Source organism: Anaeromassilibacillus senegalensis (assembly GCF_001261775.1).
GTDB classification, from domain to species: Bacteria; Bacillota; Clostridia; order Oscillospirales; family Acutalibacteraceae; genus Anaeromassilibacillus; species Anaeromassilibacillus senegalensis.
The window spans coordinates 1,105,583-1,120,494 of record NZ_LN868538.1 but is presented as its reverse complement, the minus strand read 5'-3'; the positions used below and the strand labels follow the sequence as shown (position 1 = coordinate 1,120,494).

10 protein-coding genes and 1 riboswitch are annotated in these 14,912 nt (G+C 57.3%); of the genes, 5 read left to right on the top strand and 5 right to left on the bottom strand.

All coding sequences use genetic code 11. The features are described 5' to 3' along the window. Positions 1 to 177: 177 nt before the first annotated feature. The 5 genes from BN2106_RS14910 (at position 178) to BN2106_RS14890 (ending at position 10,724) form a co-directional block, all read left to right on the top strand. Positions 178 to 1,533, top strand: coding sequence for a DUF975 family protein (locus BN2106_RS14910; RefSeq protein WP_050699341.1), 1,356 nt, complete (start codon positions 178 to 180; stop codon positions 1,531 to 1,533). Positions 1,534 to 1,646: 113 nt separating this feature from the next. After that, the gene (locus tag BN2106_RS14905) at positions 1,647 to 2,432 is read left to right on the top strand and encodes a DUF975 family protein (protein WP_082236538.1); all 786 of its coding nucleotides are present in this window, start codon (positions 1,647 to 1,649) and stop codon (positions 2,430 to 2,432) included. Between the two features lie 153 nt (positions 2,433 to 2,585). Beyond that, positions 2,586 to 3,143, top strand: coding sequence for a hypothetical protein (locus BN2106_RS14900; protein ID WP_050699339.1), 558 nt, complete (start codon positions 2,586 to 2,588; stop codon positions 3,141 to 3,143). 245 nt (positions 3,144 to 3,388) lie between these two features. Then, entirely contained in the window at positions 3,389 to 8,977 is a 5,589-nt protein-coding gene (locus tag BN2106_RS14895) for an alpha-N-acetylglucosaminidase TIM-barrel domain-containing protein (RefSeq protein ID WP_050699338.1), read from the top strand. A 403-nt stretch (positions 8,978 to 9,380) separates the two neighbouring features. Continuing rightward, entirely contained in the window at positions 9,381 to 10,724 is a 1,344-nt protein-coding gene (locus BN2106_RS14890) for an MATE family efflux transporter (protein ID WP_050699500.1), read from the top strand. Here BN2106_RS14890 and BN2106_RS14885 read toward each other — a convergent pair. From BN2106_RS14885 to BN2106_RS14860, 5 genes are all read right to left on the bottom strand, one after another. Next, the gene (locus tag BN2106_RS14885) at positions 10,721 to 11,929 is read right to left on the bottom strand and encodes a cation:proton antiporter (protein ID WP_050699337.1); all 1,209 of its coding nucleotides are present in this window, start codon (positions 11,927 to 11,929) and stop codon (positions 10,721 to 10,723) included. The genes BN2106_RS14890 and BN2106_RS14885 overlap by 4 nt on opposite strands. A 54-nt stretch (positions 11,930 to 11,983) precedes the next feature. Next, positions 11,984 to 12,058, bottom strand: a riboswitch (Fluoride riboswitch). A 459-nt stretch (positions 12,059 to 12,517) separates the two neighbouring features. Further along, on the bottom strand, positions 12,518 to 12,898 hold the full coding sequence (locus BN2106_RS14875; RefSeq protein WP_050699335.1) for a VOC family protein: 381 nt from the start codon (positions 12,896 to 12,898) through the stop codon (positions 12,518 to 12,520). A 109-nt stretch (positions 12,899 to 13,007) separates the two neighbouring features. Further along, positions 13,008 to 13,925, bottom strand: coding sequence for a DUF4097 family beta strand repeat-containing protein (locus tag BN2106_RS14870; RefSeq protein ID WP_050699334.1), 918 nt, complete (start codon positions 13,923 to 13,925; stop codon positions 13,008 to 13,010). Between the two features lie 5 nt (positions 13,926 to 13,930). Then, positions 13,931 to 14,566 (bottom strand): permease prefix domain 1-containing protein, encoded by a 636-nt coding sequence (locus tag BN2106_RS14865; protein WP_050699333.1) that lies wholly within the window; start codon positions 14,564 to 14,566, stop codon positions 13,931 to 13,933. Positions 14,567 to 14,583: 17 nt separating this feature from the next. Continuing rightward, positions 14,584 to 14,907: a PadR family transcriptional regulator gene (locus tag BN2106_RS14860; RefSeq protein WP_050699332.1), complete on the bottom strand. Its 324-nt coding sequence runs from the start codon at positions 14,905 to 14,907 to the stop codon at positions 14,584 to 14,586. Positions 14,908 to 14,912: the final 5 nt, after the last annotated feature.

The window sequence follows — 14,912 nt, the reverse complement described above, 5'->3', positions numbered from 1 at the left end:
TCTTTTTAAGATATGTTTAGTATAAATTGGCTCTCCTTCTAATATCACGCAAAAACCCATACAATGGAAACGGTTCTTGTGCAAATTCCCTTGCAGATATTCGCAAAAAAGTTTATAATGAGTATCAACTTGTTGGATAAAGTCACAGAAATTCACTTGAAAGAGGGGAAACATCCTATGTGGGATAGAAGGATTATAAAATCAAATGCGAAAACCGCTCTGAAAGGGCGGTACTGGATCTGCTTTGCCGTGGCGCTGATCGCCTGCATCCTGGCGGGGACCTCCGGCCTGGGGCGGATGAACATCTGGAACATGGGCGGCGCGGAGCGCGCGTTTTCCAACATGGAAGACCAGCTCGACCCGTACAGCGGCTACAGCGAACGTTATGATTATTACGACGACTGGGACGACTACGGATACTACGACGATTTCCGCGATTTTAACGGACGGTACGACTATTATGGCAACGACCCATTTTCTTCCCATAGCTTCTGGGATGAGCTGGGTTATGGCGGAATGGCGGTCCTGTCTGTGGTCGGCGTTGTCCTGCTGATTGTATTCGGGTTGGCGCTCGCCTTCCAATTCTTTGTCGGCAACCCCATCGCGATGGGGAAATGCCGGTTCTTTATCCACAACCGGTTCGGGGATACAAAATTTGAGCACCTGTTCGGCGCGTTCAAATCGGGCTACCTCAACACGGTGGGCGCGCTGTGTACCACGACGCTGCTGGTGGATATGTGGCTGTATATTATGATGGCCATCATGCTCTTCAGCCTGTTTGCCATCCTCGGCGGCGCGTATGCAATGTCGCTTCTGATCTTTGCAAGCCTGTTCCTGGTCATTCCGTATGTGATCAAGGTTTACCAATACTATTTTGTCAAATATCTGCTGGCGGATAACCCGACGCTGACGGGTTCCCGTGCGCGGCAGATCAGCTCCCTGCTGACCAGCGGGGAAAAGGGCGCCATCTTTACGCTGGATCTGTCCTTTATCGGCTGGTATTTCCTGGGTTCCCTGTGCTTTGGCCTGGGCGGCCTGTTTGTCAATCCGTACTATGAAGCGAGTGTCGCGGAGCTGTATATTTTCCTGCGCGACCGCGCGATTCAGAACGGTTTTATCGATCCCGCGGAGTTGAACCTGGCGGGCGGCGTGCCGCCGGTTACGCCGTTCTCTCCCTTTAATCCGCAGTCCGCGCCGGTCTATACGCCGCCGCAGACCACCTATGTGCCGTACACCCCGGCAAGCCCGTATACGCCGCCAACCGCGCCGTACACGCCGCCGGTTTCCCCGTATGTTCCGCCTGTAAATCAAAACATGCCGCCGTACGGCGCTCCCGTGCCGCCTCCGGCTGCCCCTGTCCCGGAGAAACCGGCCGTCAATCTGGAAAAACCGGAAGAACCGGGAATCCAGTTGGAAAAGCCGGAACCGCCCGCGGAGCAGCCTCGGATTCAACTGGAAAAACCAGAGACTGAAAGCATGTCCGACGATTCGCAGGAGCCGCCGCAGCCGCCTGTCATTCCGACCTCCCTTTGATTTGTAGAAAAGCGGCTGAAAAAGACATTGAAACGACATATGCGGCGCATATAATCAAACATACAATCTAACAGGATCAGGAATCCGGGAAACCAACGTGAAGGGGAGAATGTATGATGTGGAGCAGAAGTATTTTGAAGGAAAACGCGAAAATTGCGCTGAGAGGGCGTTATTGGCGTGCGTTTGTGGTCGCATTGGTCGCTGCCCTGCTGGCGGGCTTCGCTAGTATAGGGAGCACGTTCAACAATCTGGGCCAGCAGTTTATGAATTATGGCTTTCTCTATGACAGCGGTTACCTGCAAATGGTGGCGGAGCAGTTTCTCTCGTGGTCCGTGCCGCTCACGTTGATCGGCCTGCTGCTGAGTATTTTTGTTGTGAATGTCCTGTCGATCGGACGTGCGCGGTACTTTGTGCAGAACCACTTCGGTGATGTGCGGATGGAAACGCTGTTCAGCGGTTTTGGCACGAACTACAAAAATTCCGTGGCGGCGATGTTTGTCACGAGTTTGTATATTTTTCTGTGGAGCCTGCTGTTCGTCATTCCGGGCATCTACAAGTCGTACCAGTATTTTCTGGTGCCGTATATCCTCTCTGATAACCCGAATCTTCCGGGCGACCGTGTGCGGGAGATCAGCCGCGCGATGACGGACGGCGAGAAGATGAACATTTTTATTTTGCAGCTGTCCTTTATCGGCTGGTATTTCCTCGGCATGCTGTGCCTCGGCGTCGGCACGCTGTTTGTCGAACCGTATATGGAGGCCTCCATGGCGGAGCTGTACATTTTCCTGCGCGACCGCGCGATTCAAAACGGTGCCGTCAACCCGGAAGAGTTGGGCCTGCTGCTCACGGAGCCTGCGGTGGAGAACCCGTTCTCCAAGCCGCCAATGGATACGATCTAAAATAAATTGGGACAGATGACCGGTAAAAACCGGACGTCTGTCCTTTTTTCATCATGTCTAAAGTTGTTCAGAAACAGGTCACAATGAATTAAAAGATAAGGAGTATCTTAACAGTCATCAAAAGGGAATCCATGTGAAAGGAAAGGGTTTTATATGAGACACTTACAGGATTTTATAAAAATTTTAAGTGGGCGATTTAACAATGTGGAGCAATATAGGGATATGCAGACGCAAGGAATGGAGTATCCTTTTGCAGAGCACATCAATACGGTTTGCAACGACAAAATCAGCGGGCTGTCCGAGGATTTTTCAGGCGTGTTTCTGGTAGAAGAGAGCCGTTACACCGAACGGGGAAAGACGCACGCGTCGTCCCATTTGTTTCTCTTCACAGAAGAAGGAGAAACCGTTCAGCTGACTTCTTACGAAATACCGGATGGCTATGATAAGTCTAATTTTACCTATGAACAATTGCGTACAGTGAACTACTCGGATTTAAAGGTTTCCAAAAAATTCACACCGGCAATTTATCAGTTTAAAAACGGCGTGTGGGAAGGCGGAAGCGTGAGCCAGTTTTCTCCTGTTTTAAAGTTTACACTGTTTGAACGTTTTTCAGAGGAGTGGCTGGAGGTATCCGAGTGTATGGAAGTCAACGGGAAGAGGACGTTTGGTTATGATAAACCGATTTTGTATAAAAGAATATTAAATCCGTAAAAGGGATCACGTAGCAGAACCTAAAAAATCCATGCTTCATTCATTGAAGCATGGATTTTTTAGGTGTGAAAATGGTGTTATACGCGTTTTTACGCTGGCGAAAAGCACCTGTTTAAGTTTTATTTCCAACAAAATGCCCCCAATGTAAACATTCGCGGCGATAATGCTTTTTTGCGAAAATGATTGAAGCTCTGCCTGTGAGATGATAAAATAAATGAAAAGAATATGAACAGGAGGTGCTTTTTGTGAAAAAAATCAAATCCCTGCTCAGCACGCTGCTGTGCGTCCTGCTGGTGGTTTCTTCCCTGCCGCTGACGGCACTCGCACGGACGCAGACGGCGGAAGAGGGGAAACTCGTCAACATCGCCGCGCAGTGTGCGATCGACGCGCCGGAAAACGAGGCGGGGCGCGGCCCGGAGAATCTGGTGGACGGCGATTCTACCACGCTCTGGGTGCGCAACAGCGGGACCTGGCCCACGGAGGTGGTCTTTCAGCTGCCGCCCGCGCTCGGCAAACCGGTAAAGAAGGTTGTGGTCAAGTTCGAGAGCGGCCACTCCGCCTGGTCGGTGGACATGAACCTGTCCTACGCGATCAACAACGTCACGTCCGATTACATCGGCGCGGACGAGCAGGCGGATCACGGCTTCGACGACGACTATACCTATACCTTTGATACCGCGACCTATCTCTCCCACCTCAAGGTGGAGCTGTCCAACCCCAAGAATGACGGTGCCGCGGGGGCCTTCTGGCCCGCCATGGCGGAGGTGGAAATTTGGGTGGAGGACGACACCCAGGAGGAAGAACTGGTGAATATCGCCCCCGACGCGGAGATTACCTCCGTCGGCGGCGGTGCGGGGAATTCCGCCAATCTGGTGGATGGCAACTACGGTTCCCTGTATGTCTTCCTCAACGGCGGCATGAGCTCCCTGGGCGGCAAGCCCGCGTGGGTGCAGCTTGCCTTGCCGGAGCAGCGCCGTGTGCAGTCATTTGAGATTGCCTTTGAGGAGCTGAACCCGGACAGCAACCAGTTTGTGTTCACGTACAACATCCTCGGCAAGGGAAAGGACGACGCGGACTGGAACACGCTGGTCGAGGGCGCGACGGCGACGCGCGAGGACTGCCTGCGCACGCATGCGCTGGACGCCCCTGTGGAGCTGACCGATGTGCGCGTGGAAATCACCAGCATCACGTCCGGCGGGGGAGACCCCTGGCCGGCTATCGCGGAATTTAAAATCTTCGCGGCCCCCGGTGACGCGCAGGAGGACACGGAGAGCGTCGCGTGGAACAAACCCGTACATACCAGTTCCAACCAGGCGAACGCCTACCGGGTGAACGACGGCCAGACCACCAATTCGTGGAATGGCTCGATGTATCCGGCCTATGTGGACATCGACCTGGAGGAAAACTACAACATCGACCGGGTGGAAATTTATACGCCCGCAAACGGCTATTCCCAGTATTCCCTCTATACCAGCATGGACGGACGCGACTTTGATAAGATAGCCGAAAAGACCTCCGCGGAGATTTGCCCGGCGGAGGGCGAAGCCTACGATCTGGGCGGCAAGGAAGCGCGCATCGTGCGCGTGTACATGGAGTATAACTCCGCGTCCGCGCAGGCGGTCCTCAACGAAGTGCGCGTGCTGGGCGAGCCCAGCGGCACGCCGGTGCAGGAGACCCCGGCGGTCAGCGTGCCCGATTTCACGGATTCCCCGTACAATGTGGAGATTACCCCGGAAATGACCATTCAGGAAGTACAGGGGATCGTGGAACGCCGCCTCGGCAAAGAATACGTCGATTGGTTCACCTTTGAGCTGGCGGCGCCGGGCGCGAACGGCTACGATTATTTCGCGCTTTCCAACGCGGACGACGGCACCATCAAAATCGTGGGCAACGACGGCGTGTCTTTGGCGACCGGCCTGAATTACTATTTAAAATACTCCTGCAATGTGATGATCTCCCAGTTGGGCGATCAGGTGCGGATGCCGGACGCGATTGTTCCCGTGGACAAGCCGGTCCGCCGGGAGACGCAGTTCCCGGTGCGGTACTCGTACAACTACTGCACGCTGTCTTACTCCATGGCCTTCTGGGGCGAGGAGGAATGGCGCAACGAGCTGGACTGGCTGGCGCTCAACGGCGTGAACGTGGTGCTGGACGCCACCGCGCAGGAAGAGGTCTGGCGGCGGTTCCTGGGAGAATTGGGCTACAGCCATCAGGAGGCCAAGGACTTCATCGCCGGCCCGGCGTATTACGCATGGGCCTATATGGCAAACCTCACCGGCTTTGGCGGCCCGGTGCACGACACCTGGTTTACGGAGCGCACGGAGTTGGCGCGGCAGAATCAGCTCACCATGCGCCGGCTCGGGATGCAGCCGGTCCTGCAGGGCTACAGCGGCATGGTGCCGGTGGACATTCAGGACAAGCAGCCGGACGCGCAGATCATCCCGCAGGGTACCTGGTGTTCTTTCCAGCGCCCGGCGATGCTCAAGACGGATACCGAAACCTACAGCACCTTTGCGGAAAAATTCTATGCATGCCAGCGCGAGGTATACGGCGACGTTTCGCACTACTACGCGACCGACCCGTTCCACGAGGGCGGCAACACCGGCGGCATGTCCGGCGCGACGGTCAGCTCCCATGTGATTTCCTCCATGCTGCAGGCGGACCCGGACGCCGTGTGGATCATTCAGGCGTGGCAGGGCAACCCGACCACCTCCCTGATGCAGGGATTGGAGGGCTACCGCGAGCATGCGCTGGTGCTGGACCTCTACGCGGAAAAGACCCCCACGTGGGAGACCGCGAACGGCGGCGAATTTATGGACACGCCGTGGCTGTACTGCATGCTGAACAACTTTGGCGGCCGTATGGGCCTGCACGGGCATATTGAAAACTTTGTCAGTGAAATTCCCCGCGCCGCGCAGACGGCGCAGCAGATGAAGGGCATCGGCATCACGCCGGAGGCCTCCCAGAACAACCCGGTCCTGTATGACCTGTTCTTTGAGACGATCTGGAGCGAGACGCCGGACGACCTGCAGGCCATCGATCTGGAGCAGTGGTTCCGCGATTACACGACCCGCCGCTACGGCGCGGCCAGCGACGCGGCGTTTGAGGCCATGCGGATTCTGAACGACACCGTGTACAATCCGTCCCTGAACATGAAGGGGCAGGGCGCGCCGGAGTCTGTGGTCAACGCCCGCCCGGCGCTGAACATCAGCGCGGCTTCCACCTGGGGCAACGCGGTGATCGACTACGATAAGAAGGATCTGGAGCGCGCGGCGGAGCTGCTCTTGCAGGATTACGACAAGCTCAAGGACAGCCCCGGCTACCAGTACGATTTGGCGGACGTGCTCAAGCAGGTGCTTTCCAATACGGCGCAGGAGTACCACAGGAGCATGGCGGAGGCCGCCAGCGGCGGCGACGCGGAAGCGTTTGCCCGCCGGTCGGAACAATTCCTGCGCATCATCGATGAGATTGAACAGGTCCTCGGCACGCAGAAGGCGTTCCTGCTGGGCACCTGGGTGGGACAGGCAAAGGACCTCGCCGCCAACGCGGACGATTTTACGAAAGAGCTGTACGAGCTGAACGCCCGTGGACTGATCACCACCTGGGGCGGCATTTCGCAGGCGAATGCGGGCGGCCTGAAGGACTATTCCAACCGCCAGTGGGCCGGCCTAACAAACGATTACTACAAAGTCCGCTGGCAGAAGTGGATCGACGAGTACCAGAAGAAGCTGAACGGCGAATCTTACGACCTGGATTTCGACTGGTTCGCATTTGAGTGGGCGTGGGCGCGCGCCAACAACGAATATACCGAGGAGCCGAACGGCCTGAGCCTGAAGGAGCTGGGCGCGGAGGTCCTGAAGGACTTCTCCGTGGATACGGTCGAAAAGAACCCGGCGGAGGACGATGCCAACGATCTTCCGGTGGCGGGAATGACTGCCACGGCGGGCAGCGAGGAGCCGAACGGCGGCGCGAGCGAAGGCCCGGCGCGTCTGGTGCTGGACGGCAACACGAACACCATCTGGCACACCCTGTGGGCGGGCGCGGCGCGCGAGGACCACTGGATCGACATCGCCCTCGGCGGCGAGAAGACCGTGGACGGCCTGCGCTATCTGCCGCGTTCCAATGCGGGCAACGGCACGATCACACAATACCGCATTGAGCTGAGCAGCGACAACGGCGCCACGTACCATACCGTCGCCAGCGGCAGCTGGGCGGCGAGTTCTTCCTGGAAAAAGGTTTCCTTCCCGGCGGAAAAGGCCACGAATGTGCGGCTGTACGCCGTTGATTCCGTCACAACGCAGGCGCCAAAGCAATTCTCCTCCGCGGCGGAAATCCGCATCACGAAGCCGGCGGAGCAGGAGCCCGGCGACCATGTGCTGACGGTCAATTTCTCACGGAATGTCAAGCTCCTGATCAATGGGGAAGAGCAAAAGCTCCCGAATCTGACCGGTTCTTATCAGGCCGTGGTGACGGCGGAGACGCCGCTGGCGTTCGCTTTTGTCCCGGCGGTGGAAGGCAGGGTGCTCGCGGGCGTGACCGTCAACGGGACGCCGGTCGAGGTCAACGCCAGCTTTGACGTCAATCAGTACCTCTGGAGTTCCACGATGCCCAACGCGGATACCACTGTCGAGCTGGCATTCACGGTTGTGAACAAGCAGATTCTGAAGACTGTGGTTGACAGCGCGAAAGCGTTGGAGAAAGGCGCGGAATATCAAAATGCGATTCCAACCGTACAGGAGGCGTTTGACAAGGCGCTTGCCAACGCGGAAACAGTGCTGGCAAAGAAAGACGCGGATCAGGCGTCCATCGACCGCGCGTGGTCAGCTATGCTGAAGGCCATCCAGTACCTGCGTTTTGCAAAGGGCGACAAGACCGCGCTGAAAGAAACGCTGGAATCGGCGGATCAGCTTTTGGAAGACGAATTCATCGCGTCCAGCTGGGCGTCGTATGAAAAAGTCCTGGCGGAAGCCCAGGCCGTCTATGATGATCCGGACGCAATGGATAAGGAAATCAAAGAGGCCGCCGAAGCCCTGCGCGTCGCCATGGAAAATCTGGTCCGAAAGGCGGATTGGGAATCCCTGCTGGCGCTGATCGAAAAGGGGCAGGCCATCGAGGCGGAGCTGGAGTCCTATCTGGAACCCGGCAAGGCGGACTTCCTGGCGGCGCTCCGCGCGGCGGAAGCGCTTCTCGACGGGGAACCGGCCCAGTCCGAGGTGAACAACGCGGCGTCAATTTTGACGGAAGCAATGGCAGCCCTGCGGAAGATTCCGGATAAAAAGGCGCTGGAAGATTGGATCAGGGAAGCGGAAGGCTACGACCTGCGCCTCTATACGGAAGAAAGCGCCGACGCGCTGACGGACGCGCTGGCACAGGCACGCGCGACGCTGCACAATCCGGACGCCAGCCAAGAGGACGTGGACGCGGCGAGCGGCCTGGTGCGCGGGGCGATCGGCACGCTGGAAAGAAAGTCGCCGGTTCACAATGGTTCCGGCAGTTCCGCTACCCCCAACGCGATGGGCAATCTCTACGGCGCGGCGGGAACGGCGGCTGTTGGTGCGGTGCAGGCGAGCGTCGTTTCCGACACGACGGTGGACTTCACCGTGAAGCGCGGCAGCGCGTACTGCTTCAAGATGACGGTCGTCAACGGAAACGGGCTGGTTCCCGGCTTCACCGTGGGCAGCGGCGGCGTGCTCAAGACGCAGTTTGTAGCCCGCATCGGCAACGACTGGTACTTCCGGGTTTGGGCGGTCGGCAAGCCGGGCGAGAGCGCCGGCGTGTACACGACGCTGAATGGACAGAACCCAGTCAAGCATTGCGCGGTAACGATTGGATAAAAAAATCCGTACACACAGAGCCGATAAGCCGCGGTAGGCGCGGGTGGTACGGTGCGTGCGAACAGACAATCAAATGCAGAACAGCGCCCCGGCTTACATTAAAAGCCGGGGCGCTGTCCATTGCAGAGGGGAAATGTTGAACAGGGGGCAAAAAGGCGGCAAACCGCTGTTCCCCATCTGATTTGCATTTGTTGGGAAGCTGTGTTATAGTAGCAAAAAATGGGGAATATCGGGTGGGCACCTACCGTATGCAAGGCGAACTATGCATGCGGTATTTTTTTACGGACGGTATGCGGCGGCACGTTCCGGGAATGGCCGGACTTTTGCATCTGTGCCGTCCGATCAGATACGGCGGGACGGAATGCCGCCGGTGCAACAAAGGGGGTTGGGGTGGAAAATGCAGATGGCAAAAAACCATAAACACAAAGGTGGGGGAGAAATCGCCGGTATCCTGCTCAGATTCAGCTTGCCGCTGATCCTGAGCGGCGTTCTGCAACAGCTCTATAACTGGGCGGATGCGTTCATCGTCGGCAATGTGGAGGGGGAGCTGGCGCTGGCGGCGATCGGCGCGACCGGTACGGTCGTCAACTTCTACCTGATGGCGATCACCGGTTTTACGCTCGGCCTTGCCATCCTGTTTGCGCAGAAGCACGGCGGCGGGGAAATGGGCGATATACCGAAAATCCTCTCGGCCTTTTCGGTGCTCCTTGGAGTCGTGTTTCTTCTGCTTGCCGCGGCGGGGATCGGGCTGGCCTCCCCGTTGCTGCATCTTCTGCATACAACGCCGGACACGATTGATCTGGCGGAACGCTACCTGCAAATCATTTTTGCGGGCGTGCCGTTCCTGGCTGTGTACAATGTGTACTCCGCCGCGCTGCGGGGGACCGGCGACAGCCGCGCGCCGTTTTTGGCTATTCTGGTTTCATCCATCGTGAACGTCGCGCTGGACATTTTGTTTGTCGCCGGGCTGCGCTGGGGTGTCGCGGGCGCGGCGGTGGCAACCGTGCTTGCACAGGCGGCGATGACGGTGTTTTTAATTGTCTATGCCATAAAAAAGCATCCCCTGCTGCGCTTTCGCACAGGAAAGGGGATGCTGCACCGGACGGCGCTGGTGCAGGGGATTCGACTGGGTGTGCCGCCGATGATCCAGTCCAGCGTCAGCGCGTTCGGCGGCCTGCTGTTGCAGAATTTTATGAACGGTTTCGGCACGCAGACCGTGGCGGCAATCACCACGGCGTATCGCGTCGACTCCATTATCCTGCTGCCGATCATCAACCTCGGCTCGGGCATCTCCACGCTGGTCGCGCAGAGCGACGGCGCGGGGGAGAAAAAGCGCGCCCGGAACATCTTTGCGGTCGGTACGGTCCTGATGGCGGCGGGTTCCCTGCTGCTGACGCTGCTGGTCATCCCGACCGGCGGGTATCTGATCGCCATGTTTGGTGTGGGGCAGGAGGCGGTGGAGATCGGACAATGCTTTTTTCAGCGGATCGCCAGCTTTTATGCGGTGTATGGCCTTGCGACGGCGGTCCGGGGGTATCTGGAGGGGCTGGGGGATGTGCTTTATTCCAGCATCGCAGGAATCGCGTCGCTGGTATGCCGCATCCTGCTCTCCTATGCGATGGAGCCGCTCTACGGCAATATGACCATCGCGTATGCGGAGGCGTTTTCCTGGGGCATTTTGCTGGCGCTGTACCTGTTCCGGCTGCTCTGGAAGCGGGCTGAATCCGCAAAGGGGCGGTGCGCTTAACCGGCGTTGCCGGATTCTTTTTCCACTGCGCGCTTTTGCAGCAGCCGTTTGTGCGTCATGTCCACGCCGAAGGCACCGAGCGGGGCGGTGATCAGGATGGCAAGGACCGCAACCGTCAGCACGATTTTGCCGCAGGGGAGCCCCATCGCGAGCGGCACAGAGCCGATGGCCGCCTGCACGGTCGCCTTCGGCAGATAGGCGATCATGCAGAAAACACGCTCTTTCCCATTGAGGTGCGTGCGCAGCAGGCAGCACAGGACGCCGAGCATGCGGAATGCCAGCACACAGAAAATCAGCAGGATGGCAGCGGCCCCGGCGGAAACCGCGTATTGAATATCCACAGTCGCGCCGACCAGCACAAAAAGAAGGACTTCCGCCGCGACCCAAAGCTTGGAGAATTTTGCAGACAGCCGGTCCGCGACAAACGCGCGCCGTTTTTGCAGGGCGATGCCCAGGCTCATCACCGCCAGCAGTCCGGAGAAGGGAACAATTCCTTTGAGTTGATCCTCCGCGGTTACCAGCAGGAACGCGATGCACAACAACAGGATGACCTTGACAGTGTCGCGCAGGTGGACACGCCGAAAGAACAGGGCGAGGAGCAGGCCGACGGTGACGCCCGCCACAAGCCCCAGCAGAATGGAAACCGGGATCTGCACAAAGCCGGTAGGGGAAAGCTGCGTCCCCTGCGCCAGGCCGGTGAAGGCCGTAAACAGGACGATGACGAACACGTCGTCGACGGACGCGCCCGCCAGAATCATCTGCGGGATGCTCTTGTCCACGCCGTAACCCTTCTGCATCAGGTCCAGCATTTTGGGTACCACGACCGCCGGGGAGACCGCCGCCACGACGGCGCCCATAATGGCGGCGTCCAGTACGGAAACGCCGAGCAGCCTGGGGGCAAGCAGGACCATGCCTACGATCTCAAAGCAGGCGGGGACGAAGCACATCAGAACGGCGGGACGGCCGACCTTTTTCAGGTCGCCGACATCCAGCGACAGGCCCGCGCGAAGGAGAATGATGATCAGAGCGATCCTGCGCAGGTCCGCGGAGATGGACAAAAGCGCCGGCGCGATCCAGTTGAGCGCGAACGGACCCAGCAGAATGCCGGTGAGCAGCATTCCCAGCAGCCTGGGAAGCCGCAGCGCTTCAAAGACCGCGGCCAACGCCATGCCGCAGAGGAAAACCAACGCGAGACTGAGTAACATAAAAACACTCCTCTTTTCCGCAGGAAGCAAAAAAGCTGATGATTCCTGCGATTAAAAATCACAGAAGTCATCAGCTTTATCAGCGGTTTAGGCATATTGCCAAGGGAGAACTTCATTCCCTTGGCTTTTATTTTACCATGATGAAGAGAGAGCCGTCAAGCGTTTTATTCCTTCAGCGCGGGGCGGTATCGCAAGGCGCGTTTTTTTATGAAAAGCTATTTTGCAGCGGGATTTAGTTCCCAGCCTTCGCCGGGGAACCAGGAAAAGCTCCAGAGGCAGCACCCTGCCTCATAAACAAACGTATCACTCGCTCTCACTCGCTCTTCTCAGGAAGAGAATTCCGTTCTCTGCGGAGAACGGCCAAAGGCGCCGCCTTTGGAAACCGCCGCTTTTTAGAAAAGCGGAAAAACGCATTTTAATCATTACCTACAAGGTGAAAATGGTCCTAACCGCTTCTAGAAACATAGAAAGGCATATATTTAGCATTGCCGCAAGGTGAAAATGGTTCCCGCCGCAGGCGCGTCTTGACCGGAGGTCCGCGACCTAACCAGAGATGGTTGTTTAGAACTTCGAGCGAGGCTTTAGCCTCTAGCGAGCGTCCCGACCGGAGGTCAAAATTTCAATCCAGTAGCCGTCCGGGTCGTTGATGAAATAGAGGTCCATGTCGTGGTTCTCAAAGCAGATGCAGCCCATCTCCCGGTGAAGCGCATACGCTGCCGCTTTGTCCTCCACGCGAACCGCCAGATGAATTTCGTTGTCCCCCAGATTGTACGGTGCGGTGCGGTCCCGCAGCCAGGTCAGCTCCAGTTCAAACGGCGTTGTGCCGTCGGAGAGATAGACCAGAATGAACGAGCCGTCCGGTGCTTCCATGCGGCGGCATTCCGTCAGACCCAGCGCCGTTTGATAGAATGCGAGGCTTTTTTCCAGGTCGAAAACGTTCAAGTTGGCGTGTAAAAAGGTGGATTTCATAGCAGGTCCCTCCTGTAATTCTTGATTTCCCCATAAGAATGCCACGAATTTGTCCGCGTATGCTTGTGGAAAAGAAAATAGGGGCAAATCGACGGACAGGAGGACGCGCTCACCGCTTGTGCAGGAGGGCATCGCCGCTGGTCGTGCGCAGGTCAAACAGCGTGCCGCCGTCCTTGTACTGCGTGTTGTAACGGTCGGTGCGGTCCCAGAAATCGCTGTACAGGTCGCCCGAAACACTGTGGAATTCCACGGAGAAGCCGTCGTTTTCCGGCAGGGCAAAGACCATTTCTCCGGATACCGTGTGCGCCGACACGCCTTCCGGCATCGTATCCATTTTAAAACTCAGATCGCCTGAGGTGCTGTTCGCGTTGATTTGTTTGACGCTGCCCCTGAATGTGCTTTCTCCGCTGACGGTTTGGAGCTCCAACCGGTCGGTTTGTGCGGCGGTGCACTCCATGTCGCCGCTGGTGGTTTCCAGCGTCATCTCCGTGTACTCGCCGCTCACGGTGAAGTCGCCGGAGGTGGAACGCAATTCCAAGACGGAAGCGTTAAATTCCTGCAGGTCGATGTCTCCGCTCACGGTCTTGACGGCCAGCGTCTGATACGTTTTTTCCGGCAGATAAACGTCCAGGTCGGAGCCGATGGAAAAGGAGAAGGGGAAGATGCGCAGGCCCGCCGTGCGTTTGCCGTCCTGAATGGTCAGCTTGCCGTTTTTGACGTCGGAGTTGAAGAACTCTGTCTCCGGCGTGTTTTTTACGCCGCGCTGCACGATTTTTACGGTGGCATTGTCACTCGCATGGAAATTGACGTCGCCGCCCTTCCAATCGATGTCCAAAGCGTCGATTTCCTCGGGAATACTCTGTTCCTTGAGCTGGACGTACGACCAGTCGCCGTCGTAGCGGGAAGAGTGCCAGAAATAGCGGTTGCCCCAGCCGTCGCTTACGCATAAGAAGGCAAATACCGCAATACAGAAAACCAGAATGACGCTCCAGATGCCGATGATCACTTTTGCAGCAGTCTTGCTCATGATTTTCACTCCTTTAATGCCAGTATGCCTTTTACAATGTTCTCAATTGCAACGGCAATGATAAAGATGATCCAGGAAAAGCTCCAGATACGGAAAATGAAGCTGACCAGCAGATAAATGGCGACGGTGATGCTCCAGAACGCGCCTTTGAATGCGTTGACCGCGTCGCGCTGCCGGCTGTTGTTCACATGCCATTCTTTAAATTCTTCCACAATCGTATCCTCCGTGCGCACATAAGATTTGCGCGTCATGCCGTTGTAGATCAGCAGGCCGGTCGCCGCGGCGATGGCGGCAAACATGGCGCCGATCCCGGCGGTGTTGTCGATCAGGATCACCAGGAACGGGCTCATAATATAGAGCGCGACGGCGACCGCCGTGCGGATGGCGCGCGCGCTGGTTTCCTGTACCGGCGTGGGGGCCAGCGGGGAAGGTTCCCGTACGCTGTCGATCAGCTCGTCGATGTTGCCGATGCCCCGGATGACCGTGTTGTACGCGTCCTCTTCGGAGAGGCCGTGTTTGAGGCGGTCGTTGTACTTCTCCACCAGGTTGGAGTACAGCTCTTCCTTCAGGTCCTCCATCCGGCGGGTTTTGGGCGCGTTTTCAAAGGCGTTGTCCAGATAAGCACGAATTTTGTCAATCATCAATATCAGCCTTTCTGTTATAAAATCAGTTTGTCGATCAGGAGTTTGGCATGCGCCCAGTCCGCGATTGCGTTCTGGTACTGTGCGCGCCCTTCTTCCGTGATGGTGTAATAGCGCCTGCGCGCGCCGGTGGTTTCGTCTCCCCAATAGGATTGGATGTATCCCGCCTGCTCCAGCCGGCGGAACGCGGTGTAGAGGGTGGCTTCCTTCAGCTCGTACTGGTTGTCGGTCTTTTCCTGGATGGCTTTGTTGATCTCATAGCCGTAGCTGTCCTTATCCAGGAGCTCTCGTAAAATGATCGTGTCTGTGTGCCCCCGGATCATATCTGCGGTAATGGACATTGCAC

What these genes read in the sequence shown, in the direction of transcription:
- BN2106_RS14910 (WP_050699341.1), top strand. Translation starts at nt 178, where the DNA reads ATGTGGGATAGAAGGATTATAAAATCAAATGCGAAAACCGCTCTGAAA.
- BN2106_RS14905 (WP_082236538.1), top strand. Translation starts at nt 1,647, where the DNA reads ATGATGTGGAGCAGAAGTATTTTGAAGGAAAACGCGAAAATTGCGCTG.
- BN2106_RS14900 (WP_050699339.1), top strand. Translation starts at nt 2,586, where the DNA reads ATGAGACACTTACAGGATTTTATAAAAATTTTAAGTGGGCGATTTAAC.
- BN2106_RS14890 (WP_050699500.1), top strand. Translation starts at nt 9,381, where the DNA reads ATGGCAAAAAACCATAAACACAAAGGTGGGGGAGAAATCGCCGGTATC.
- BN2106_RS14885 (WP_050699337.1), bottom strand. Translation starts at nt 11,929, where the DNA reads ATGTTACTCAGTCTCGCGTTGGTTTTCCTCTGCGGCATGGCGTTGGCC.
- BN2106_RS14875 (WP_050699335.1), bottom strand. Translation starts at nt 12,898, where the DNA reads ATGAAATCCACCTTTTTACACGCCAACTTGAACGTTTTCGACCTGGAA.
- BN2106_RS14870 (WP_050699334.1), bottom strand. Translation starts at nt 13,925, where the DNA reads ATGAGCAAGACTGCTGCAAAAGTGATCATCGGCATCTGGAGCGTCATT.
- BN2106_RS14865 (WP_050699333.1), bottom strand. Translation starts at nt 14,566, where the DNA reads ATGATTGACAAAATTCGTGCTTATCTGGACAACGCCTTTGAAAACGCG.
- BN2106_RS14860 (WP_050699332.1), bottom strand. Translation starts at nt 14,907, where the DNA reads ATGTCCATTACCGCAGATATGATCCGGGGGCACACAGACACGATCATT.